General features: G+C 33.9%; 18 protein-coding genes. 9 read left to right on the top strand and 9 right to left on the bottom strand.

The annotated features are described in order from the left end of the window. Positions 1-128 precede the first annotated feature (128 nt). From aceB to BC961_RS05750, 4 genes are all read left to right on the top strand, one after another. On the top strand, positions 129-1730 hold the full coding sequence (gene aceB / locus BC961_RS05765; RefSeq protein ID WP_121924900.1) for a malate synthase A: 1602 nt from the start codon (positions 129-131) through the stop codon (positions 1728-1730). Between the two features lie 44 nt (positions 1731-1774). Next, positions 1775-3055: an isocitrate lyase gene (aceA, locus tag BC961_RS05760; protein ID WP_121924899.1), complete on the top strand. Its 1281-nt coding sequence runs from the start codon at positions 1775-1777 to the stop codon at positions 3053-3055. A 201-nt stretch (positions 3056-3256) separates the two neighbouring features. Then, positions 3257-4549, top strand: coding sequence for an aminopeptidase P family protein (locus BC961_RS05755; RefSeq protein ID WP_121924898.1), 1293 nt, complete (start codon positions 3257-3259; stop codon positions 4547-4549). A 341-nt stretch (positions 4550-4890) separates the two neighbouring features. Then, complete coding sequence (locus BC961_RS05750; RefSeq protein ID WP_121925107.1) at positions 4891-5691, top strand: TIGR00266 family protein; 801 nt, start codon at positions 4891-4893, stop codon at positions 5689-5691. A 35-nt stretch (positions 5692-5726) separates the two neighbouring features. Here the strand turns inward: BC961_RS05750 and BC961_RS05745 are convergent, their stop codons facing one another. Beyond that, positions 5727-6962: an AbiH family protein gene (locus BC961_RS05745; protein WP_121924897.1), complete on the bottom strand. Its 1236-nt coding sequence runs from the start codon at positions 6960-6962 to the stop codon at positions 5727-5729. A gap of 103 nt (positions 6963-7065) precedes the next feature. Here BC961_RS05745 and BC961_RS05740 point away from each other — a divergent pair, with 103 nt between their 5' ends. Further along, complete coding sequence (locus BC961_RS05740) at positions 7066-7848, top strand: alpha/beta fold hydrolase (protein ID WP_121924896.1); 783 nt, start codon at positions 7066-7068, stop codon at positions 7846-7848. Here the strand turns inward: BC961_RS05740 and BC961_RS05735 are convergent. From BC961_RS05735 to BC961_RS05710, 5 genes are all read right to left on the bottom strand, one after another. After that, a complete protein-coding gene (locus BC961_RS05735; RefSeq protein ID WP_121924895.1) occupies positions 7845-8516 on the bottom strand; it encodes an ATP-binding cassette domain-containing protein in 672 nt (223 codons plus the stop codon). The two genes, BC961_RS05740 and BC961_RS05735, sit on opposite strands and share 4 nt — an antisense overlap. A 302-nt stretch (positions 8517-8818) precedes the next feature. Next, a complete protein-coding gene (locus BC961_RS05725; RefSeq protein ID WP_121925106.1) occupies positions 8819-11581 on the bottom strand; it encodes a PD-(D/E)XK nuclease family protein in 2763 nt (920 codons plus the stop codon). A gap of 64 nt (positions 11582-11645) precedes the next feature. After that, positions 11646-13079 carry an OmpA family protein gene (locus BC961_RS05720; RefSeq protein WP_121924893.1) on the bottom strand — a complete coding sequence of 478 codons (1434 nt, stop codon included), beginning with the start codon at positions 13077-13079 and terminating at the stop codon, positions 11646-11648. Positions 13080-13191: 112 nt separating this feature from the next. Beyond that, positions 13192-14385 (bottom strand): glycine C-acetyltransferase, encoded by a 1194-nt coding sequence (gene kbl, locus BC961_RS05715; protein WP_121924892.1) that lies wholly within the window; start codon positions 14383-14385, stop codon positions 13192-13194. 46 nt (positions 14386-14431) lie between these two features. Next, positions 14432-18115 carry a UvrD-helicase domain-containing protein gene (locus tag BC961_RS05710; RefSeq protein WP_121924891.1) on the bottom strand — a complete coding sequence of 1228 codons (3684 nt, stop codon included), beginning with the start codon at positions 18113-18115 and terminating at the stop codon, positions 14432-14434. Positions 18116-18346: 231 nt separating this feature from the next. Here BC961_RS05710 and rbfA point away from each other — a divergent pair, with 231 nt between their 5' ends. Together rbfA and BC961_RS05700 are read left to right on the top strand one after the other, a co-directional pair. Beyond that, a complete protein-coding gene (gene rbfA / locus BC961_RS05705; RefSeq protein WP_073352883.1) occupies positions 18347-18739 on the top strand; it encodes a 30S ribosome-binding factor RbfA in 393 nt (130 codons plus the stop codon). A gap of 3 nt (positions 18740-18742) precedes the next feature. Continuing rightward, entirely contained in the window at positions 18743-19942 is a 1200-nt protein-coding gene (locus BC961_RS05700; protein ID WP_121924890.1) for an ABC transporter permease, read from the top strand. 90 nt (positions 19943-20032) lie between these two features. On the opposite strand, the gene dusB is transcribed toward BC961_RS05700, so the two are convergent. The 3 genes from dusB to BC961_RS05685 are packed head-to-tail and all read right to left on the bottom strand — an operon-like array spanning position 20033 to position 23092. Further along, entirely contained in the window at positions 20033-21025 is a 993-nt protein-coding gene (gene dusB, locus BC961_RS05695; RefSeq protein ID WP_121924889.1) for a tRNA dihydrouridine synthase DusB, read from the bottom strand. 41 nt (positions 21026-21066) lie between these two features. Then, positions 21067-21834, bottom strand: coding sequence for a TIGR03915 family putative DNA repair protein (locus BC961_RS05690; protein ID WP_121924888.1), 768 nt, complete (start codon positions 21832-21834; stop codon positions 21067-21069). Then, entirely contained in the window at positions 21812-23092 is a 1281-nt protein-coding gene (locus tag BC961_RS05685; protein ID WP_121924887.1) for a putative DNA modification/repair radical SAM protein, read from the bottom strand. The genes BC961_RS05690 and BC961_RS05685 overlap by 23 nt, the downstream gene beginning before the upstream one ends. 196 nt (positions 23093-23288) lie before the next feature. Here BC961_RS05685 and lepA point away from each other — a divergent pair, with 196 nt between their 5' ends. Both lepA and thiL read left to right on the top strand, forming a co-directional pair. Next, positions 23289-25085: a translation elongation factor 4 gene (lepA, locus tag BC961_RS05680; protein ID WP_121924886.1), complete on the top strand. Its 1797-nt coding sequence runs from the start codon at positions 23289-23291 to the stop codon at positions 25083-25085. Between the two features lie 192 nt (positions 25086-25277). Then, a complete protein-coding gene (gene thiL / locus BC961_RS05675; protein WP_121924885.1) occupies positions 25278-26324 on the top strand; it encodes a thiamine-phosphate kinase in 1047 nt (348 codons plus the stop codon). The last annotated feature ends 21 nt before the right edge of the window (positions 26325-26345 follow it).

Genomic DNA, 26345 nt, shown 5'->3' with positions numbered 1-26345 from the left:
AAAAAAATATTTTTCAATTTTAGCGTACGTTCGCTTGTTTTATAAAAAACTTTTTGTACTATTGCACTGTCGACATATAACATATTATTAGTAAACCAACATTATTATTAAATTTAAAATGCATTATCATGGATTTAAAAGAAGTATATTCGGAAAATTTGTTAAATTTTACTAAAGAAGCTACCGAGCATTATCCGGGAATTTTAACTGATGAAGCAATGACTTTCATGTCTGTACTTCATGAAAAATTCAACAAAGGGAGACTTACCCTGCTGAAAAACCGAGAAGATCAACAAATACTATTTGATAAAGGCGCTTTGCCCACTTTTCCCGTCGAGACCAAGAGCATTAGAGAAGGAAATTGGGAAGCTGCTAAAACTCCTGCAGATTTACTCGACCGACGCGTAGAGATAACTGGTCCTGTAGATAGAAAAATGGTTATCAATGCTCTGAACTCAGGCGCAAAAACTTTCATGGCTGATTTTGAAGATAGCACTTCACCAACATGGAGTAATTTAATGTTAGGACAACAAAATTTAAAAGACGCTGTAAATAGAACAATTACCCTTGAAGACACGAAAAAAAATAAAATATACAGCCTGAATGAACAAACGGCAGTTCTAATCGTAAGGCCAAGAGGACTTCATTTAAATGAGAAACATCTTGTAATTAATAATGAACAAGCATCAGGATCGTTAATAGATTTTGGACTTTACGCTTTTCATAATCATAAGCAACTTATTGATAATGGAACTGCTCCTTATTTTTATATTCCAAAATTAGAGCACTACCTAGAAGCGAGATGGTGGAACGAGGTTTTTGAATTTTCTCAAGAATATTTTGGTGTAAAAAACGGAACCTTTAAAGCAACAGTTTTAATTGAAACAATCAACGCGAGCTTTCAACTAGACGAAATAATATTCGAGCTAAGGGAACATATCGTTGGACTTAATTGCGGAAGATGGGATTACATTTTCTCCTATATCAAAAAATTAAGAAACAATCCAGCTTTCATTGTTCCTAATAGAGACCAGGTGACAATGACCGCTCCTTTTATGAGCGCTTATTCACAGCTTGTAATTCAGAGATGTCACAAACGTAACATTCACGCTATAGGAGGAATGGCCGCACAAATTCCAATCAAGAACAATGAAGAAGCTAATAAAATTGCTTTTGATAAAGTAATAGCCGACAAAGAACGTGAGGTCAAAAATGGCCATGATGGAACGTGGGTAGCTCACCCAGATTTAGTTCCTCTTGCAATGACAGTTTTTGATAAATACATGCCTAATAAGAATCAAATTGATTTAAAACGAGATGATCTTCATGTAACGGAAGATAATCTTCTGGAAACGCCTAAAGGAACAATAACTGAAGAAGGCATTCGAAAAAATATTAGCATATCTGTGTTGTATATCGCTTCTTGGCTTAATGGTCAAGGCGCAGCAGCCTTACATAACTTAATGGAAGATGCCGCAACCGCAGAAATATCAAGATCGCAGTTATGGCAATGGCTACAAAACAAAGTGGTTTTAGATAATCAAAAAGTGCTTTGCGAGAAATATTATCATCGACTAGCGATGGAGGAATTCGAGAAAATAAGAGAGAAAGTAGGTAATGAAAATCACGAAAAACAAAAGTATAGACTAGCGGAACAGATTCTAGACATTTTAGTAGTAAACGACAAATTTATCGAATTTCTGACTATTCCAGGCTACAAATATTTATAAAGCAAACTAAACAACTATCAACAAACAACCAAAAAACTACAACGATGAAAACTACAGAAACTAGAATACAAGAATTAGTTACAGACTGGCTTACAAATCCAAGATGGGCAGGAATTGAGCGACCTTACACAGCAGCAGAAGTTGTGAAATTACAAGGTTCGTACCAAATAGAACACAGCGTTGCTCATATTGGGGCTACTAATCTATGGAATAAATTAAACGCTCAAGACTTTGTAGCTGGTCTGGGAGCGCTTACAGGAAACCAAGCTATTCAAGAAGTTGAAGCTGGACTTGACGCCATATATTTAAGCGGATGGCAAGTTGCCGCTGATGCGAATGTAGCTGGCGAAATGTACCCTGATCAATCCTTATATCCTGCTAATAGTGTTCCTCTAGTAGTAAAACGAATCAATAATGCACTTTTACGCGCAGATCAAATACAAGTTGTAAATGGAACTGCTGATAAAAAACAATATTTAGTACCTATCGTTGCTGATGCGGAAGCAGGTTTTGGTGGAAATTTAAATGCTTTCGAATTAATGAAAGCAATGATCGAAGCTGGTGCTGCCGGAGTTCATTTTGAAGACCAATTAAGTTCTGCTAAAAAATGCGGACATTTAGGTGGAAAAGTTTTAGTTCCTACACAAGAAGCCATTAACAAATTGATTGCAGCAAGACTTGCGGCAGATGTTATGGGAACGCCAACAATTGTTGTAGCAAGAACAGATGCTGATGCTGCAAACTTACTGACAAGTGATATTGATCCTCGAGATGCCAAATTTATTACAGGAGAAAAAACAGGAGAAGGTTTTTTCTATGTGAATTGCGGAGTAGAACAAGGAATTGATCGCGGATTAAGTTACGCTCCTTACGCTGATTTAATTTGGATGGAAACTAGTAATCCCGACTTAGATTATGCTCGAAAATTTGCTGAGGGAATACACGCTAAATTTCCTGGAAAAATGCTAGCGTACAATTGTTCACCCTCTTTTAACTGGGCTGCAAAATTATCAGTTCCTGAAATGGAAACCTTTAGAGAGGATCTTGCCGAAATGGGTTATAAATTTCAGTTCATTACTCTTGCAGGATTTCACGCCTTAAACACCAGTATGTTTGAATTATCAAAAGCATATAAAGAAAGAGGAATGGCAGGTTACTCTGAATTACAAGAACGCGAATTTGCATTGCAACAACATGGTTTCAAAGCCGTAAAACATCAAAGTTTCGTTGGAACTTCTTATTTTGATGCAGTACAAAACACAGTAACTATTGGAAAATCATCAACGACTGCAATGAAAAATTCTACGGAAGCTGCTCAATTCTAGCAACAACCATTTGTATTGATATTTTTAAACACTTCGAAATTTGATGTTTTTAAAAAAATGACAACTGAAATAAGCGCAGAAAATGAAATCTAAATTTTATTTTCTGCGCTTTCTCTTTTCTATTAAAATTTACCAAATGCTTCGCTCAAACCAATTTAATCTTAGTATTTTTGAGTAATTAAAAGTTTAAACTAAATTCTTATGAAATACCATCAAATTGAACGCAATCTATTTATAAAAAATCGCGCAAAATTCATGGCTCAAATGAAGCCAAAAAGTGTTGCGATTTTCAACTCTAATGATATTTATCCAGTTTCGGCTGATAGTACTTTACCTTTTGCACAACACCGCGACATATTTTACTTAAGTGGCGTTGATCAGGAAGAAAGCATCTTATTGCTTTTCCCAGATGCTCCTTATGAACATCAAAGAGAGATGTTATTTTTGAAAGAAACTAGTGCGCATATAGCAGTTTGGGAAGGCGAGAAATTAACTAAAGAGCGCGCATTTGAAGTTTCAGGAATCAAAACAGTGTATTGGTTACACGAATTTGAAAAAATCTTATTTGAGATGATGACGCACTCTGAGACTATTTATATCAATACAAACGAACATTACCGCGCTACGGTAGAAACTGAAACTCGCGAAGCTCGTTTTGTAAAATGGTGGAAAGAAAAATACCCAGCGCATACTGTCGCTAAAAGTAATCCGATCCTTCAACGTCTTCGTTCTGTAAAAGAAACTGAGGAATTGGATTTAATCCAAAAAGCTTGTAATATCACTGAATTAGGTTTTAGAAGACTGCTTTCATTTGTTAAACCAAATGTAACAGAGTATGAAATCGAAGCCGAGCTAATTCATGAATTCGTTAGAAATCGTTCTAAAGGATTTGCTTACACGCCTATCATCGCGTCAGGAAATAACGCTAATGTATTGCACTACATTGAAAACAATCAGCAATGTAAAGCCGGCGATTTAATATTACTAGATGTAGCTGCTGAATATGCAAATTATTCTAGCGATATGACTCGAACAATTCCAGTTTCAGGTAAATATACTAGCCGTCAAAAAGAAGTTTACAACGCAGTTTTACGTGTAAAAAATGAGGCTTCTAAAATGCTTACTACAGGAACATTGTGGAAGCAATATCATATTGAAGTTGGCAAACTAATGACTTCAGAGTTACTTGGATTAGGACTTCTTGACAAGGCAGATGTGCAAAATGAAAATCCAGATTGGCCAGCATATAAGAAATATTTTATGCACGGAACTTCGCATCACATGGGTCTTGACACGCATGATTACGGAATCCTAACGGAACCTATGCAAGCGAACATGGTTTTTACCGTAGAGCCAGGGATTTATATTCCAGCGGAAGGTTTCGGAATCAGACTAGAGGATAACTTAATCGTTCAGGAAAGTGGCGAGCCCTTCAACATGATGCGAAACATCCCTATTGAAATAGAAGAAATAGAAGATTTAATGAACGCATAATTCAGTAATTTATAAAGTATCAATCGGTTTGCAGCAATGTGAACCGATTTTTTTTGGGCGCAACCCAACTTCCGTGAACTTCAGTTGGGTCGGGCTATCCACTACAAGTCCTCGCAACGCATAAAAATGCGATGCTGTGGGCTTTTCACTACTATCCCTTGCGCACTTCCACGAGAAAACATAAAACAATAAAACTCAAATTCTATTCTACATCTAAAAACTGTAACTTTATCTATTTAACAACGTCCTATTCAAGACATAAAAGATTAAGAACGTTTTTAAAAACTTAACTAATAATCAATTTTCATATTCCAGAAATGCAAAATCTAAAACATAAAACCATGCAAGCACATGAAATCGATTATCACATATATGGCGAAGAAATGCAATATGTAGAAATAGAATTAGATCCACAAGAAATTGTAATTGCCGAAGCAGGTAGTTTCATGATGATGGACAACAATATTAAGATGGAGACCATCTTTGGAGATGGTTCTGTACAACAAAATACAATATTTGATAAGTTGCTAAGCGCTGGAAAAAGGGTGCTAACTGGTGAAAGTTTATTTATGACCGCCTTTATCAATCAAAATAATGCAAAAGGCAAAGTTTCTTTTGCTGCGCCTTATCCTGGAAAAATTATTCCAATTAACTTGACTCAATACGACGGCAAATTTATTTGCCAAAAAGACTCTTTTCTCTGCGCTGCAAAAGGTGTATCTATTGGAATCGAATTTTCTAAAAAATTAGGTCGTGGTCTATTTGGCGGTGAAGGTTTTATTATGCAAAAAATAGAAGGCGACGGAATGGCATTTGTACATACAGGCGGAACTCTAGCTAAAAAAGAATTAGCAAACGGCGAAGTGCTAAAGGTCGACACTGGCTGTATTGTAGGTTTCACTAAAGATGTTGATTACGACATTGAATTTATCGGCGGGATAAAAAATTCAATTTTTGGTGGCGAGGGTTTATTTTATGCAACGCTTCGCGGACCAGGAACTGTCTACATACAATCATTACCATTCAGTAGATTAGCTGATAGAATCATTGCTTCCGCACCACGAGCAGGCGGAAAAAGTCGTGACGAAGGAAGTTTGTTGGGAGGATTAGGAAACTTACTTGATGGTGATAATAGATTTTAAAATTTTAATAACGGTTTTCAGAAATGTGAGCCGTATTACTTAAATCGAGGTAGTTGAATTTGCGGCAAAGGTTGGCATAGTGTTTTGTTAACTATTTTCTCTCTCATCAACTTCTTTTTATTGAAATGTCTAGATATATTTTGAATAAGCTCAGTATAATTATCAGTACCGTCTTGTCTTTTATGATAAAAAACTTTTATAGATCGACAATTGTCATTTTCAAACACTGTATTCAATAAAGTTCTGTCTGACAAACCACAAGAATGACCCATGATATAAATTTGAAATTTATCATTTTCAATAAAATCTAGTAGACTTTTATAATTTGAATTCTGAAGATATAAAAAAGATTTAAAATTCCTCAAATATTCATTATCATTAATATTTTCTATTAATTTATAATCTTCGTCCATTTCATCTCCAAAGCCAAAATTAATTTTATTTTCATCTTTATCACCCACTACTCCATGAATAAAATTGACTTCTATTCCATTCGCCGTATTATTAGTATACCTAATTGGAGTACGAGAATAATTGAAATTTAATATGTGAACTCGACTATTATTTTTACCAAGTTCCTTCGATTCCTTAAGTTGATCTTCAATTTCTTTATGATCTTTTTCATGAAACTCTTGTAATAAATCTACTTTATTTGAAGACACACCTATTGGAGTAATTAATTTTTGAAGTTTAGAAGATTCAGTTCTTGAGAACGACGACATTTGTAGATCGAAAACATTCAATACTCTATCGTTCAAATACTTTTCCAACAGAATTTTTACTTGTTCAAATTCTTTATTTAATTTTTCAGTTTGAATTTTCTGTTCATTTATTAAAAATTCTTTTGATACATAATTTTTGAGATGTTCTGATTTAATGATCTTTTTCAATAATATGAAATACTCGTTTTCTATATCAACCCAATTTTCAACATTTTTCTGATTAATTAGCTTAAAAAAATCATTTTTATAAACTAAAATATCTTCTCGTGGATATTTCCCAGTCGTTAAATTATTACCATGTTCACGATATATCTCTGCACTTTCAAATTTAATTTTTCCATCATTCTCTATAATTAGTTTTGATAACCCTACTAAATTTGAAATTTCATCAAATTTAAAATCTTTAGCAAAATTCTGAAAAGAAATAAATTCATCTTCATAACTTGAAGATTTTATATTCTTCCAATAATCATCTATAAAATCCTTATAAGAAGTAGGTAAGCCATGAGCTAAATCAAATCCGTTTCCAATAATAATAAGTCTGTTCATCTATTAAAAGTTGCTTTTTCAAATATAGTATTTTCTCTTACATTAACTTATATCTCTTCTATGGTTTAAAAAATTAAGCATTAGTTTTGTAAAAAAACAAACCTTGAAACAAATCCAATTTAAAAATACGCAAATTTCCTTTTCTGACACCGGGAAAGGAACTGCTATTGTTTTGCTTCATGGTTTTCTAGAAAATAAGAAGATGTGGGATTTCTACATCTCTGAATTTGTTAAAAAAAACCGAGTAATTGCAATTGATTTGTTAGGTCATGGTGAATCAGAATGTTTGGGATATGTGCATTCGATGGAAGATCACGCTGATGCAGTTCAAGCCGTGCTTTCCGATTTACGCATTCGCAAAGCCATCTTTATTGGGCATTCAATGGGTGGATATGTAGCTTTGGCTTTTGCAGAACTATATCCTGAAAATATAAAAGGATTAGTTTTACTAAACTCTACAGCAAGAGCAGACAGCGACGAACGTAAAATAAATCGAGATCGTGCAGTAAAGACTGTTAAGCAATCATTTATCAATTTTATTTCGTTGGCTATTGCTAATTTATTCAGTGAGAATAATAGAGAGCGTCTCGCTTTCGAAATTGAAAATGTAAAAAAGGAAGCGTTGAAAACACCTTTGCAAGGTATTGTAGCATCATTAGAAGGAATGAAAATTAGAATGGACCGAGAGGTTCTGTTGCACCTCACACCCTATCCTAAATTAATCGTTTTGGGTGAAAAAGATTATGTTTTACCCTATGAGGAAACTAAGGAACAAGTAGAGAATACTTCAGTAAAATTGATTTCTTTTCCAGACGGACACATGAGTCACATTGAAAACCGCGATGAATTGTTAGTTTTATTACTCTCCTTTTGCAAAAAGATTTAAAGCATTCCTTTTGACAGATAACCTCTTTCAATCAATTCCTCTTTATTTTTTAGATGAAACATTTTACCATCTTTCATTAACGCTAGCTTGGTGGAAACATCTATGACATTTTTATAATTATGATCTGTAATTATGATACCTTTTACTTTTGACTTCTTAGTTATTAGAGCATTTATATTTTCGATCATAATTGGTGACAAACCATTATATGGCTCATCAAGTAAAACGAATTTGGAGTTATTATTTAAAATCAATTTGATTTCTAAGTAGCGTAGTTCTCCTCCAGATAATTGCTTAATTTTTTTATTTAATAACGACTGAATCATTTCATCAGCATAAAATTCAACCAACTTCTCTTTACAAATAGACAATTGAATTGTTCGTTTTACTGATAAGGCATTTGGAATAAAATTATCTTGCGGCAAATAACTAATTTGCTCAAGTAGCGCACTAGTGTTAGCTTTAACGACACCATCAACTCTAACAAATTTAAAATCCGCAGATTCAATTCCGAATATTATTTTTAATAAAGTTGATTTGCCAGAACCGTTCCTGCCCAGAATACCAATAATATCGTTTGTTTCACATTTTAGATAAACATCAGAAATTATGATTCTTCCATCATATTGCTTTTGGACGCTATCAACTTCTAAAATATTTTTAATCATACTAACTTCAGAATTAAATTGATAACTAAAATAACAGCTACCGAAAAAATGAAATTCATAATAAAAGCGTAAAGCACTAAATGTATTTTTGAAATTCCGTTGTTATAGTAGAATAAATATTCGTTTTTAGCACTTACTTCTTTTATCAAAATAGTGACGCAGAAACCAAAAATTATAAGAACATATTTAAAGGTTTCAAATCCGCTAAATATCCAAGCCACAGTACTTAACGCCAAATTAATCATTAGCGTTGTTTTAAAGAATTCGAATATATTTGTCAGCTTTTTGATATTGCAATAAAATTAAATTTTTTCTAAAAACGGAATATTTACATCTAAAATCTCATTCAATAAAAGTATAATTTGCTCTAAATATTGACTTAAAATTGTTTCATCAATTATAGAATTCATCTCTTTCTCTTCTTTAAATACAAATGGTAAGAATCCTGATTTTAAATTTTTAAAGGAAATAATTCCAGCTTCAACTGGCTGCCCGTTAGCCTTCTCCTCGTACATATATGCGTAAGCTAAAACCTGAATAATCTTGTCACTCTTAATATCGTCCGTCAAACCGTTCCAGTTTTTTAATATTACGTTCGCCTTATCTACTTTTCCTGTTTTATAATCAATAATTCGAATCGTTCCGTTGCGTTCTTCAATTCTATCTACATTTCCTTTAATCAAGACTGGAAAAGGTAAACTACTGTGATGCAGTGTACGTTGATAAGTTTGTTCTAACGCGATTATTTTAATAGTATCACCGTTTTTAATACTCTCTAATTCTACTTTTAGAAAATTAGAAACGTTTCGCTTTGCTACTTCAAAAGCTAGTAAATTTCGACCTTTTTTTATTTCGCCTTCTTTGTAAACCAATTTAAATTGCTTGAGAACCTCAACGTCAATTTGCTTAAAGCAATTCACTATGTCGCTTTCTGAAATAAATTCACCAATGAATGGCTCATACAAAACTTTTAATGTTTCATGAATTATGGTTCCTAAAGTGTTCAAAGCAATATTCTCTTCCACTTCTTCCACTTCGCTAATACGCAATATTTTTTGGAAATAAAACTGAATAGGATTTCTAATATAACTCGTCAAAGCAGAAGGAGAAAATCCTTTCTCAGCAATTTCTTTTAAGCGCAACATCACACTTTCTGACTTTGGAATAATCATAGGTTGATATGCAGTTTCAGGAAGAATAGCGTTGTAAATTTCGTGAGTTGTGTTATGGTTTGCTTGTTTTTCCACTTCGAGCTGCGTTATAAATCGGCTTTTTTCTCCTGCATCTAATCCTTCACTTTCTGTGTTATAAAGCAAATAGATATTCTTTGCACGTTGCAGCAAGTGGTAAAAGTGATAGGTGTAAATGGCATCTTTCTCTTTAAAAGTAGGCAAGCCTAACTCCCGTTTCACATCATAGGGAATAAATGAATTTTGGGACTTTCCAGCCGGAAACTTACCTTCATTCATCGAAGTAACTATTACAGTATCAAAATCTAAAACTCTACTTTCTAACACTCCCATTATCTGCAGTCCATTTAAAGGTTCACCTTCAAAAGAAACTTCAGCAAGATCTATTACTTGTTTGTAAATTGCATAAAGTGTTTCAATCTTATCTATATGCTGATGTTTTGAGTAATACGCTATGAGTTTGTTGATAACTTTAAAAATTGCAAAAACGAAAGCTTTGGTGATTTTCTCTTCTTCGCTGTCATTGCTTAAATTATTTTTTATCGTTTGCAATAATTGCGATATACTTTCTAAAACTGGAATAGAACCACTTTCCCATTTTTTAAATAATAAAAGAAACAACTCCGACGGTATCACATTTAACTCCATCAATTTTTGATGCGTTATAAATGTGTAATTATTTTTATTTATTATCGCAACTAACGCTGCAATTTTAGCATAAGGCTCAACTAGCGGATGCGTCAAAATATCTAAAACGTCTTTATAGTAAAGCACATAACTGCTGTTATTACGAGACAGCGCATTAGTGTGCATTTTAAATAATTTTGCAAGCAATATTTGAGCTGGATTATTTTTACTAGAATAACCCATCGTAATATTTAGCGCTCCAACGCTTGCAGGCAAAGAATATAAAAGTGGAACCAAAAGATTTTCATCTCCAAGTACAATTGCAACTTTATCTAATTTCCTTAATGAATTATCATTAGTTATATTCTCAATAATGCTTCCCGCAATTTTGGCTTGACCTATAGTTTTTGGAGTTCCTATTACTTGAATGTTTTTCGATTGAGAAAAATCATCTACAATCCATTCAAAAGGATTTGACTTATAATGTTTCCAGTTTTCTTTAAAGCGACGCACAAACAATCCGGCATCATGATACGGATCATTTAGAAAAGTTTGATCCACATCCCAATAAATTTCAGCTTGCTCAGAAGCTATCAACTGTTGTATTATCTTTTCTTCAGCGGAATTCAGCGCATTAAATCCTGCAAATAAGTATTGCTTCTCTTGCACTGACTTTGTGAAATTGTTTAAGTTATTTACAGCCTCTCTATAAATTAAACCTTGGTAACCTATTCCCTTATTTAATAAGTGATCATATAAAGATTGATAGTATTTAGGTAATAATTTCCAGAAATCAATATATCTCTCTAATAACGGAGTTTTGTTTTCTACTTCAATTCCCCACTTTTTAATATCCTCAATATCTTTTAAATAAGAAAGAACGTGTGAAGGATCAAGAAGATAACGATCTATTTCGTTAAAATCTTGCAGTAAAGTTTTAGCCCAATTTGCAAAAAGTTCAAAAGATTGCTGTTGCGACTTTTCGGTAATGGATAAATAGACTTCATAAAATTCGAAAAGTAATTCAATTGGATCAATAGTACGAATTCCTGAGATATCTTGGATAAAATCTTCAATACTTATTATTTCTGGCGAAAGAATATTAGTATTTACTTGCTTTTTCAGTGCTTCGATTAAGAATATCTTTGCGCGCTTATTAGGTAAGACGACAATTGTATTCGAAAGAGATTTTGAATACTTTTCAATTAAAACAGAAGCAATTTTATCTAAGAAAGAAATATTTATCATAATATAAAAAATAAAAAAAACGCCCCGATAAATCGAGGCGTTTTCTATAAAAGTTTGAAGGAAATTATTTTTGTAAAATAACTTCTGTTCTTCTATTTTTTGCTTTACCAGCAGCAGTTTTGTTTGTTTCAACTGGTTTAGACTCACCATATCCAACAGCATTTAAGTTGCTAGATTTGATACCTCTTTCTAAAAGAGCGTCTTTAACAACTGTAGCTCTTTCTTCAGAAAGTGTTTGGTTGAAAGCATCTGAACCATCGCTATCTGTGTGTCCTTCAACACTGAATTTAGCGTTAGGATAGTTTTTAAGGATATTTGCCATAGCATCTAATCTAGCTGGAACATCAGCAGATTTGAAAGTAGATTTACCTGAATTAAAGTAGATTGCTCTAGCTTGGATTTTAAGGTTATCTAAAGCTTCAGTAGTTACTTCTGGACATCCTCTGTTACTAGCTGGACCAGCTACAGTAGGACAATCATCATCTTTGTCTAATACACCATCTCCGTCAGTATCTGGCCAAGGACAACCTGCGTTCTCTTTTGGACCTGCAACAGTAGGACATTTGTCATCTTTATCAGCTACACCATCTCCGTCAGTATCAGGACAACCTTTTAAAGCAACTAAACCAGCAACATCTGGACAAGCGTCATCTTTATCAGCTACACCATCTCCATCAGTATCAGGACAACCTTTTAAAGCAGCTAATCCAAATTCAGTAGGACACTCATCTTCACTATCTTGAATACCATCTCCGTCAGTATCAGGACATCCGTTGAATTGCTTTAAACCAGCAACTTCTGGACAAGCATCATCTTTGTCATATATTCCGTCACCATCTGTATCTTTACCACCAAATTTGAAGATAATTCCAGCAGAATGTTGGAAGTGAGATGGAGCATCTGGAGTTCCAGAAGCATCTTCTCTATCTCCGAATGATTTTTTGTATTTTGATGCAAGCTCTAAACCTACATTGTCAGTAAACCATAATGTTAGTCCAGCACCAGGGTTTAATGTTCCGTAGCTACTATCACCAAAGAAAGTATAACCTCCACCAACAGAAAGAGAAGGATCAATCACTTTAGATTTAATTAGGTTCATGAAGCTATATTTAACTGTAGCGTCAATACCATAATACATTAAATCACCAGGATTAGAAACTACCATTCCTCTTGAATCATGACCAGGAGCAGTTGGATCAAATTTCACATACTTGTCAATCTTGTTTACAGATCCAGCAAGACCGAAAGAGAAATTATCCCCCACGTATCTAGATACAGATAAATAAGATACAGATGGAAGAACATTCCAGTTGTCTTTTACTGCAAATGGTTGAGAAAAATGACGATCAAGCCAATTATTTCCACCACCAGCACTTGTCCTAGTATCAACGGCATTAACTCCAAAAGAGATAGCCCAAGGATTGTTACTGTCTTGTGCTTGAGAACTTAATCCCATCACCATCATCACAGCAACAAAAATTTTGTTAAGATGTTTCATACTTAAATTTTTTAATTACAATTTAGTTAATTATAAGCAAAAGTAGTACGTAAATTTTAAACTACAAAATGAAATGTTAAAAAAAAGCCACAATGCCCACTAAAAGTGGGAATTATATAATATTTAACTCTTTTCCAACTGCTGTAAATGCATCAATCGCCTTATCTATGTGAGCAGTAGTATGCGCCGCCGACAATTGTACTCTAATTCTTGCTTTATCTTTTGGCACTACAGGAAAAAAGAATCCTATAACATAAATACCTTTTTTCAACAACTCATTAGCCATTGTTTGTGATAATTTAGCATCATAAAGCATAACAGGTACAATTGCTGAATCACCATCAATGATGTCAAAACCAGCTTTTTTCATTCCTGCTTTGAAGTAATTTGTGTTCTCTTCTAACTTATCACGCAATAAAGTATCTCTTTCTAAAATTTCAAAAACTTTAATTGAAGCTCCTACAATCGATGGTGCTAAAGAGTTAGAAAATAAATACGGTCGTGATCTCTGACGCAATAATTCAATAATTTCTTTTTTAGCGGTCGTGTAACCACCCATTGCGCCACCTAAAGCTTTACCTAATGTACCAGTGATAATATCTACACGTCCCATAACACCTTTAGCTTCAAGTGTACCTTTTCCTGTTGCACCTATAAATCCTGCAGCATGACACTCATCAACCATGACCATTGCATCGTATTTATCAGCTAAGTCACAGATTTTATCTAACGGCGCTACTAATCCATCCATAGAGAAAACACCATCCGTCACAATTAACTTGAAACGAGTTCCAGCTTCAGTTGCTTTAATTAACTGCTGCTCTAAATCCTCCATGTTGCTATTTTCATAACGATAACGAGCCGCTTTACATAAACGAACACCATCTATAATAGAAGCATGATTTAAACTATCAGAAATGATGCAATCTTCGGCTCCTAATAATGGTTCAAAAACTCCACCATTTGCATCAAAGGCAGCTGCGTATAGAATAGTGTCTTCTGTTCCGTAGAACTCTGCAATTTTTTTCTCTAATGTCTTATGAATATCCTGTGTTCCGCAAATAAAACGAACTGACGACATTCCGAAACCATGTGTATCTAATGCATCTTTAGCAGCTTGAACTACTTCTGGGTGTGATGACAAACCAAGATAATTGTTAGAACAGAAGTTTAAAACTGTCTCGCCAGTAGAAATAGTAATTTCTGCTCCTTGTGGCGATGTAATAATTCTTTCCGATTTAAAAATTCCGTTATCTACAATTGTTTGAAGTTCAGTCTGCAGATGCTGTTGTATTTTTCCGTACATATTAATTTATTTATACATTCATTTATGCGAATAATTCATTTTAACGCTACAAATTTACTACTTCGATTCCTTTTCCGATGTAAATAAGCGCTTTTTTAACAACCTTATAACCCATCGACTCAATTGCGCTTTGATAATTCTCTAATTGTTGCTGGTATTTCACTTGATGTGTCCCCGTTTTATAATCAAGTAAAAAAACTTCCTTATCCTTAGTTATCACCATTCGGTCAGGCTTTACAGTTTTTCCCTCCTTTTGAATTATGGTTTGCTCGTTCAAAATCTCATGCTTATCATCAAAATAGCTCTCCAACTCATTATGATTAATAATACTTAGAATTGTATTATAAACAATTTCACTTTGATTCTGTGTGATTAATCCAGTTTCAATAGCCTTTACTAATGCTAAGTCTACATCACTTTTTGATTTTACAAATGACAGAATTTCATGAATAAGATTTCCATATTCAATAGCCTCCTGCTGTAAAGTTCCCCACATCAGAGCTTCTCTTTGTGCTATTTTTATATTCTTTGGATTTAGAATTTCTCGAACGAATGGAATCGTCTTAGAAGTATCAACATGTTTCTTTTTATTCGACAACTTGGTTTTGTCTCCAAATTCATAATTTAATTTTTCGACATGGAAATCTGCATTACTTTTAATATAATCAATAAAAAAAGTACACATGTTATTTGTTGGCACCTCACCTTTTCGAGATAAATTCATATTCGAAATAACATAAAGCTGCTCCTCCGCTCGAGTTAAGGCTACATACAAAACATTAATACTGTCTAATAACTCTTCCTGTTTTTTCAAATTGTAAACCTCAGCGGCTTCATCGCCAAAACCTTCAACTGCACTACTATTATCAATCAAAACTTTGGGCAAACCAAAATCTTCTTCATCGGCATTAAGCCATAATTTATCTTTTGGCTTTCTATTGTAATCTTCTTCAGCAAAAGGAAATATAACAACAGGAAATTCTAACCCTTTTGATTTATGAATAGTCATAATCCTAACCGCGTTATTTCCTTCAGGAGATGGAATGCTAAATTTCTCTGCATTTTTATCCCAAAAACTTAAAAAGTCAGCTATTCCTGCTTGGTTTCGAATATCCCGTTCTAAAACAATGTCTAGGAAATATTGCACGTAAGCATTCCCCACCCCAACCCTCCCCGAAGGGAAGGGAGCCGAAAACGGCATAACAGAATGTACAAGATTTTGTTGAGCAACTAATTCTTTAACTATTTTATCTAAAACAAACTGAATATTTTTTAAAACTTCTTCGTTTGTAAAACGAATTACCCTATAACCTAATTCATTTATAATTAAAGTTCGCTGTTCATCTAATACCAATTGTTCATCAGTAAAATGATAATTTCCATCAACCTCGACAACCAACTTTGACTTTAGACATACAAAGTCAACAATGTAATCACCAATCAAATGTTGTTGCCTAAATTTAAAATCTTCGAGCGATTTCGATCTTAGTTCCATCCATAAAACCTTTTCAGCATTTGTTGGATTTTTTCGGTTTTCTTTAGCTTTTTCAAGCAAAAGATGAGAACTATTACCCCCAGTCATATATCCAAAATTATCTGAATCACTATCTACTTCGTCACCCTCTCCTTTGGAGAGGGATGGGGAGAGGAATTTGCTAATTATAACTTCAACAGCCTCATACAAAGATTTTTTTCGAATGTTTTCGAAAGAGAGCGCTACGTTGAAACTCATTAACCAGCTTTCAAAATCAACTTCAAGTTTTCTTTCCATTCCTTCTGCAATGAAATCATGAACTGGTAATTGATCTTGAATGTTTTGAGCTAAATATTGCAAAAAGTTAGCTTTTGCCTCTAAATCAGAATTGTTCTTTAAGTATTTCAATAAATGAATAATCAATCGGACTTCTGTCGCGTTTTGAATCATCAAGGTTTCTGATGACAAAAGCGGAATTTTTTGCTCTGTCAAATAATTAGCTATTGCGATACCCTGACTACGCTTTCTAGTTAGAATTACAATGTCTTTATATTCAAAACCTTCAGATAATACCGTTTGTATAGTATTTAGAGTACCTTGAACAAATAATTCGGTTTTATCTAGACCTTCTTCTTCCACTTGATTTTCAATAGAATCCTCGCGTTTTTCTACTTTTGGAATGAAAGAAATGTTCACATATCCACCTGTTTTATTATTCGTTTTTTGGTGACTATGATTAGCGTATAAATCTTTATAATCAGGATGTTCAAATTCATTCGACAACATTTTAAAGAAAGCATTATTAAACTCAATTACCTGCGAATAGGAACGGTAATTTTTATCAAGATGTTTTAGCTTTTTCTCTGGGTTATTGAATGGATTTTGTTCCTTACTTAAATCTATAAATTGTTCTGCTTTTCCACCGCGCCATCTGTAAATTGACTGTTTTGGATCGCCTACAATCATCAAAGTTCCTTTTTCACCATCAATTTCACTAGATGTAGCATTATCAATTAATGGAATAAGGTTTTGCCACTGCATCTCAGATGTATCTTGAAACTCATCTATAAAAAAGTGACGGTACCGCTCGCCTAGTCGTTCATATATAAAGGGAGCGGGTTGGTTTTGAATTTCTCTATGAATCAGTGCATTAAATTCAGTAATAGAAAGGATACTCTGTTCTGTTTGAATTTTCTTCAATTCATTACTAACCGTATTTAATAAGGAAAGCGGTGTTATATTTTTTAAAAATGCTTTGTAAAAATCTCGTTTCTCAAATGCTTTATAAATTGTTGCTAGAATCTGAAGTAATTCAGGAATTAAATTTTCAATAATTGCCCGGTCTTTAGCCGTTTTATTGATTTTTACATCATCAAATTCGTGATACGTTTTATTTTTTGGGTTAAACTTCCCTTCCTGAATACTAACCAAATGTTTTGGAAAGTAGGATCCAGAAAATGACTTGAGATCAATACCATTCTTATCAATTAGTGACAGTGCTTCATCAGCCAGCGTAATACTCTCTTTTTCTAAGACTTTGCAAGCCTCGGATAATTTTTGCTTAATGGCAACAAATTCAGAGATTGATTTATCTTGGAAATGAGTAATTTCATTCCGATTGTTTTCGTTTAAAATCAATCGACCCGTATCCAGAATTTCACGTGAAATATCCCAAGATTTATCATCATCGGTTTTCTCCATCGTGAAATCCACAAGTAACTTAGTCAACGTCTCATCTTCTCCAGCCTGAGCGATAATTGCATCAACAGCTTCGACTAATAAATTCTCAGTGTCCAAGGTTACTTCAAAAGTCATTGGTAAACCAAGATCATGCGCAAAAGCACGAATCACTTTGTGAGTGAATTTATCTATCGTAGAAATATCAAAAGCTGCATAATTATGAATTATGTGCTTTATGATTTGTTGTGATTTAGTTTTGATTTGGATAATAGAAAGACCCAGCGGCTCTTCCTCCCATTCTTCTGGTTTGTCTATTTTTCTAACGCCAGCAAACAAGTCTTGCATTAAATCCATTGCTTTATCACTTGGCTCGTCTTTTGCAAATTCAGATAAACTACCTACTATTCGGCTTTTCATCTCATGAACCGCTTTGTTAGTAAAAGTTATGGCTAGGATATTGCGATAGGCATCATTTTTCTTCGCGACAAGAATAATTTTAAGATATTCTTTGACCAAAGCATACGTTTTACCAGAACCAGCTGAGGCGTCATATATAGAAAAGGAAGGTCTTTGCATTAAAATTTTAGATTTTAGATTAACGATTTTAGATTTCTGATGGAATCTCAACGTGTTACTTTCCCGGATACCCTAGCCCTGATGGAAACGACATCCTTTCTTGCCGGAGTTCGGCGAGAAAGATATAGTGTACAGCAGGAAATAGCTCCTAAAAACAAACGTAATAATGAGTTGATTTTAAAATTTGGCTCTAAACTTCGGGATAAACCTTAAAAGTAGTATTTTTGCAGCATGGAAACAAATAGACAGAAAAAAATAGGTGGGGTTATCCAAAAAGATTTGGTAGATATCCTACAAGGTGAAGTGAGAAAAAACGGAGTTAGTAATTTGATAATTTCGGTATCCAAGGTTGTTGTAACTTCAGATTTATCTGTTGCTACCGTGCATTTAAGTGTTTTTCCACAAGATAAAGCAAAAGAAATATTAGAGGCGGTAAAGTCAAATTCTAAAACTATAAAACATGACTTATCGCAACGTGTGCGCTTACAATTGCGTAAAGTTCCCAACTTAGTTTTCTTCATCGACGATTCATTAGATTACATTGAAAAAATTGACAATGCGTTAGCAAATAGAGACAATCCAATTGAAAATAGAGATTTATTAGACAAACGCCGATTCCAATAAGATTTGAATTTTCCACTGTACGTAGCTAAACGCTATATTCTTAGTAATAGTAAAAACAACGCTATTAACATCATCAATCGAATTGCCAGCATGGGAATTATTGTAGGTGCAATGGCTTTGTTTGTCGTATTATCAGTGTTTAGTGGTCTGAAAGTTTTTAGTCTTTCGTTTACAAATGAAATCGATCCCGATTTAAAGATCAGTAGCACGCTGGGGAAATCATTTTTTATTTCTCCAACCCAAGAAAGTGAAATTAAGAAAATTGATGGGATTGCTTCGTACACTAAGATAATCGAAGAACGCGTTTTATTCACTTTTAATGGGAAACAAGATGTCACATACTTAAAAGGAGTTGATTCCAATTTCGTTAAAGTTAACGCAATTGAAAAAAAACTTTTTAACGGTCAATGGCTAAAACCAGATACTTATCAAGTTGTCGTAGGTTACGGAATTACTCAAAAATTCTCGATGGGACTGCTTGATTTTAATAACCAACTCGAAGTTCTGGTTCCAAAACCGGGACGAGGAGCGATCGAAAATCCAGAACAAGCTTTCAACAAAACCGATATTATTCCTGTGGGTATTTATGCCATTAGTGAAGATCTTGATTCAAAATACGTTTTTGCAGATTTAGGATTAGCTCAAGAATTACTAGAGTACAGAATCAACCAAGTTTCAGGGATTGAATTTAAAATAAATTCTGGAGCGAATGAAAATGACATTACCGATAAATTAAAAATAATATTCTCTGATAAAATTACAGTAAAAAATCGAGCGCAATTAAACGAGTCGCTTTATAAAATGCTAAATACAGAAAATATTGCTGTTTATTTGATATTTACTTTGGTGATTGTTGTAGCGCTTTTTAACTTGATTGGCGCGTTGATCATGATGATTTTAGATAAAAAAGGGAATTTAAAAACCTTATTTAATTTAGGAACTGAAATTAAATATCTGCGTAAAATATTCCTACTTCAAGGAACATTACTGAGCGTTATAGGTGGAATTATAGGCCTTACTTTAGGAATTATAATTGTGTTACTACAACAACATTTCCAGTTAATTATGATCACAGAAACTCTAGCTTATCCTGTAATTTTCTCCCTCGAAAATGTTTTAGTGGTAATGGGTACAATTGTAACTTTAGGATTTTTGGCTTCATTGATCGCGAGTAGCCGAGTGAGTAAGAAGTTGTTGGAGTAAGGATTTTTGATTTCGGATTATTTCGTGAGTTCGAGCAAAGCTATCGCTTGAAAATTAACGATTTTTGATTTCAGATTTTATAACTACAATCTAAACCACCTCATAACCCATATAAGCTTCTTCAATTTCATTCAATGCAGCGAATAATTCTTCAGGCTTATATAAGGTTACTAATTTTTGTTTGTGCGGTTTAAAAGAGTGAATTCCCTTAAAATAATTAGTGTAATGTGGACGCGTTTCAACAATTCCTAAACGCTCTCCTTTCCACTCCATCGCCCAAGTTAAATGATTTCGAACCGCTTCTACTCTATCGATAACGGTTGGTTTTGCTAAATGTTCTCCGGTTTTCATAAAGTGTTTAATTTCATTGAAAATCCAAGGATAACCTATTGCAGCGCGACCAATCATGATTCCGTCGACACCATATTTATTTTTATATTCTAAAGCTTTTTCTGGCGAATCGATATCTCCATTACCAAAAATAGGCATCGTAATTCTAGGATTATTTTTCACTCTGGCAATATGGGACCAATCTGAATGTCCTTTATACATTTGGGCACGCGTTCTAGCATGAATACTTAAAGCAGCAACACCGATGTCTTGTAACCTTTCGGCAACTTCATCAATATTAATAGAACTATCATCCCAACCCAAACGGGTTTTTACGGTAACAGGCAAATGCGTACTATCGATAACTGCTTTAGTTAAACGAATCATCAAATCGACATCTTTCAAAACTCCTGCTCCCGCTCCTTTACAAACTACTTTTTTTACAGGACAACCATAATTAATGTCAATTATGTCTGGGTTTACGGCAGAAACAATTTTAGAAGACATTGCCATAGCTTCCTCATCTCCACCAAAAATTTGGATTCCTACAGGACGTTCGTAGTCAAAAATATCTAATTTCATTCGGCTTTTAATGGCATCACGAATCAACCCTTCCGAAGAAATGAATTCCGAATACATCATATCAGCACCGTGCATTTTACACAATCTGCGATAAGGCGGATCGCTCACATCTTCCATAGGTGCGAGGAGTAAAGGAAAATCAGGTAATTCTATGTTGCCAATTTTGACCATCTGCTTAATTTTTGTGCAAAATTACAACTTTCAACTCAAGACTAAAAAATTTTCTTTTCCGTCAAGTATTTCCAGTAGCGTTTCGGGACATGCTGTAAGTGCAATTTTGTGTTTTTTCTTTCTTTTATATTCGTGTGATCGAAATATTCCCACCACAATTTTTGATACTGGATTTCAGAATCCGAGAAGACGGAACTACTTTTATCATCAATTAATTTGACGTCTAAATCTAAAGACACTATTTCGACACTTTTTAAATCATAGAAAACACCGTATTTACGGCGAAGGTCGTAAATGAGCCATTTTTGATCTTGATATCTGTTTTTGAAATGATTCATTATTAAAGTTAAGACATCAAAATCTGGATCAATTTTAGCGAAGTAAATTCCGTCTTTCAACAATTCGAATCTAATAAAAGCTTCCATTCTGTGTTTTTCTCTACCTACACTTTTTGTAAGTTGCGAAACTTGCAAAACAGCATCATTAGAAAAATCCTTCATGATGTTCTTGTTTTTATTAGCCACAGCGTAGTTGATGACTTTAAATAAAAGATCTTCAACACCCACTTTCTCTGATAAAAAAGCATAAATTAAAGTTCGAACTCCATCATTTTGTAACTGATCAGTCAGTTTTTTTATAACCCGATCAGACTTTGTAATATCTGTGACAATTTCTACGGGAGTAGCAAATATATTGCGCTGTAAATCATCCTTTTTAATAATTTGTGGCTCTTGATATTTGAATTCGAAAATTTCAAAAACTGTAGTCAGAAAACCCTCAAAAGTACTATCGTAAGAAAGAATCGTCATTGAGTAATGATAATTGGTTGCTAAAAGGATTTTCGAATTTAGACTTGGTGTCAGACAAAATTATTTCTTTTAAGTTCAAAGCATTTAAAAACTTAAGATGTGAATTCTCATTACTTACTGAAATAAAATATCGAGCGCGATTAACAGCAACGCCAATTTTCTTGAGATGATCTAAATTTAAATTTGTAAAACGCCTCGATTGAACAATCTTATGCGCAGACTTCACTCCAATACCAGGTACTCGCAAAATCATTTCTAAAGATGCGTTTTGAATAATCACAGGAAACTGAGTAATATTGCGCAATGCCCAACTCATCTTTGGATCTACTTCTAAATCTAAAAACGGATTATTTTTATCCAAAATCTCATTGGCTTTAAAGCCATAAAAACGCATTAACCAATCCGCTTGATACAATCTATTTTCTCTAACTAACGGAACTTGAGCCCCTATTGCTGGCAACCTAGCATCATTAGAAATAGGGACATAACCCGAATAATACACGCGTTTTAAATCAAAATTTTTATAAAAATGATCTGCAACTTGAATGATTTGAAAATCATTTTCTTGAGCAGCACCAACAATTACTTGTGTACTTTGACCTGCAGGAGCAAATTTTGGCGTGCTTTTAAATTTTTTCTTTTCTTCTTTATATTGAATCAGCTCATTTTTGACAAAACCCATTGGTTTGATCATGTCTTGGTGATTCTTGTCTGGGGCTAGAAGTTTAAGTCCCGATTCTGTTGGGATTTCAAGATTCATACTTAATCGATCCGCATACAATCCAGCTTCCCGCATTAAATCATCTGATGCGCCAGGAATACTTTTTAAATGTATGTATCCATTAAAATTATGTTCGAGACGTAATTTCTTAGCCACGCGAACAAGGCGTTCCATCGTATAATCAGCATTTTTGAAAATTCCTGAACTTAGAAATAAACCTTCAATGTAGTTTCTTCGATAAAAGTTAATAGTTAAATCAATGACTTCTTCTACAGTGAATGCCGCGCGTTGAATGTCATTACTTTTGCGAGTAACACAATAAGCGCAGTCATAAATACAGAAATTAGTAAGTAGTATTTTAAGTAACGAAACACATCTACCGTCTTCCGTATACGTATGGCAAATTCCCGTTGCCGATGAATCTCCTAATCCTTTGTTTTTATTTTTACGATTCCCACCGCTAGAAGAGCATGACACATCGTACTTAGCAGCATCTGCTAGAATTTCAAGTTTTTCTTTTACTTTTTCGTAATTCAATAGAAGTTTTTTATATATTTTGTATTGCAAAATTAAGTATAAAATTTCGCGTAACTACGTAAGAATTAGTTAATTTAAAGGACACAGGATGTTAAAATTTAATGCGAATTAAATAGATAAAATTGTTAAAAACTTTACCTTATATTTGCACATTAAATGCAGTCGCATTTGGATTTAAAATTGACAGACACAGAAGATGAAGCATATTAGAAATTTTTGCATTATTGCACATATTGACCACGGTAAAAGTACGCTTGCTGACCGTTTACTTGGCGCAACTCAAACAGTTACGGCTCGTGAAGAAAAGGCACAATTGCTAGACAGCATGGATCTAGAGCGTGAACGTGGTATCACAATAAAAAGTCACGCAATTCAAATGGAATATACATATAAAGGGCAGGAATATATCTTGAACTTGATTGATACTCCAGGACACGTAGATTTCTCTTATGAAGTTTCTCGTTCTATAGCCGCTTGTGAAGGTGCGCTTTTAATTGTAGACGCAGCACAAAGTATACAAGCACAAACGATTTCAAATTTATATTTAGCGTTAGAGAATGACTTAGAAATTATTCCAGTTTTAAACAAAGTTGATTTACCATCTGCAAATCCTGAAGAGGTTTCTGATGATATTATTGACCTATTAGGTTGTGACTTAGAGGATATTATTCATGCTTCGGGGAAAACCGGATTAGGTGTTGAAAATATTTTAGCAGCAATTATTGAAAAAATTCCACCACCAAAAGGAAATGTTGATGAGCCTTTACAAGCTCTTATTTTTGACTCACATTACAATCCGTTTCGTGGAATAGAAGTTATATTCCGTGTTAAAAACGGACAAATTAAAAAAGGCCAAAAGATTAAATTCATGGCCACTGGAAATGAATATTTTGCTGACGAAATTGGTACTTTAAAGTTAAACCAAGTTCCGAAACAAGTGATATCTGCAGGAGATGTGGGTTATTTAATTTCTGGAATTAAAGAAGCAAAAGAAGTAAAAGTTGGTGATACACTAACTGACGCTAAAACGCCAACAACCAATATAATTACTGGTTTTGAGGACGTAAAACCAATGGTTTTTGCTGGAATTTATCCAGTTGATACTGAAGATTATGAAGAGTTAAGAAACTCAATGGAGAAATTACAACTGAACGATGCTTCGCTTGTATTTTTACCGGAAAGCTCGGCTGCTTTAGGATTTGGATTCCGTTGTGGATTCTTAGGAATGTTGCACATGGAGATTATCCAAGAGCGTTTAGAGCGTGAATTTAATATGACAGTGATTACAACTGTTCCCAACGTTTCTTATTTGGCTTACACCAAAAAAGATCCTACAACACCGCTTATCGTAAACAACCCTTCAGATTTGCCGGAGCCTTCGCGCTTAGACCATGTTGAAGAACCTTTTATCAAAGCTACTATCATTACTAAGGCTGACTACGTAGGAAACGTAATGAGTTTATGTATCGAAAAACGTGGCTTGATTACAAATCAGACTTATTTGACTACAGAACGTGTAGAATTAACTTTTGACATGCCGTTAGCAGAAATCGTATTTGATTTTTACGACCGTTTGAAAACAGTTTCTAAAGGATATGCTTCTTTTGATTATACACCAATAGGAATGCGAACTTCAAACTTAGTAAAAGTAGATATTTTACTAAATGCTACGATAGTAGATGCTTTATCTTCTTTGATGCACACGGACAATGCTTACTCGATAGGTAAAAAAATGTGTGAAAAATTGCGAGAATTAATTCCGAGACAGCAGTTTGATATTCCTATTCAAGCAGCTATTGGGGTAAAAGTTATCTCTCGTGAAACTATTAAAGCATTGCGTAAAGATGTAACCGCAAAATGTTACGGAGGAGATATTTCTCGTAAACGTAAATTGTTAGAGAAACAGAAAAAAGGTAAAAAGCGTATGAGATTAGTTGGTAATGTTGAGATTCCGCAAGAAGCATTTATGGCGGTTTTGAAACTGAATGATTAGAATCCCTTCCTAAATCCTTCCCAAAGGGAAGGACTCTAAAATATTGAGAAACCTGATGATGAAAATTGTCAGGTTTTTTGTTAAAATACATCGGTGCAAAACGTAGGTACAAATCTTTGTACCTTTGCACTTTTAAAAATAATTTAAATAAAAAATGAGCGAAGTTTGATTGCTTCGTTTCTCGCAATGACCATGATAGAAGATAAAAACCCACAACGTACTAGTATCGCACAATTAGGCGAATTCGGACTAATAGATCATTTAACTAAAAACTTTAAAATAAACCAAGTTTCTACTTTAAAAGGAATTGGAGATGACGCTGCTGTTTTAGATTTTAAAGACAAGAAAGTGATTGTTTCCACTGACTTGTTGATTGAAGGAGTTCATTTTGATTTGGCATACATGCCGCTAAAACATTTGGGATACAAAGCAGTGGTAGTAAACATCTCTGATATTTGCGCTATGAATGCAAAAGCAACACAAATTACGGTTTCTGTTGCAGTTTCAAATCGTTTTCCATTAGAAGCCTTAGATGAATTATTCGCCGGAATTACACACGCAGCAACTGAATACAATGTTGACGTTATAGGTGGAGATACTACCTCATCACAAAAAGGACTAATAATAAGCATTACCGCAATTGGTGAAGCTGATGAAGATGAAATCGTTTATAGAAACGGTGCAAAACAAACTGATCTTTTAGTAGTAACTGGAGATTTGGGAGCGGCTTACATGGGATTACAAGTTTTAGAACGCGAAAAACAAGTATTCCAAGTTAATCCAAATTCACAACCAGATTTAGATGCTTATACTTATTTAATAGAGCGACAATTGAAACCTGAAGCTAGAAAAGATGTTCGAACTTTACTTCATGCTTTAGAGATTAAACCGACTTCAATGATTGACATTTCCGATGGACTATCATCAGAAATTATGCATTTATGCAAGCAATCAAACGTGGGTTGTAATTTGTATGAAGATAAGCTGCCTATTGATCCACAATTTATAAACGTGTGTGAAGAATTCAATATTGATAGTACAACAGTAGCTATAAATGGCGGTGAAGATTACGAATTGCTTTTCACTATTGCTATGGAAGATTTTGAGAAGATTAAAGGAAATCCAAATTTTACTATTATTGGTCACATGACACAAGAAAGTGAAGGAGTTCACTTAGTTACTAGAGCAAACACAAAAATTGCTTTAAAAGCACGTGGATGGAACGCATTAGAAGAGTAGATTTTTTAAATAATAAGCATA

It is taken from the genome of Flavobacterium weaverense (genome assembly GCF_003688495.1).
Classification (GTDB): domain Bacteria; phylum Bacteroidota; class Bacteroidia; order Flavobacteriales; family Flavobacteriaceae; genus Flavobacterium; species Flavobacterium weaverense.
Note: the sequence above shows the minus strand (reverse complement) of the source record. Positions and strands in the feature narration are given on the sequence as shown.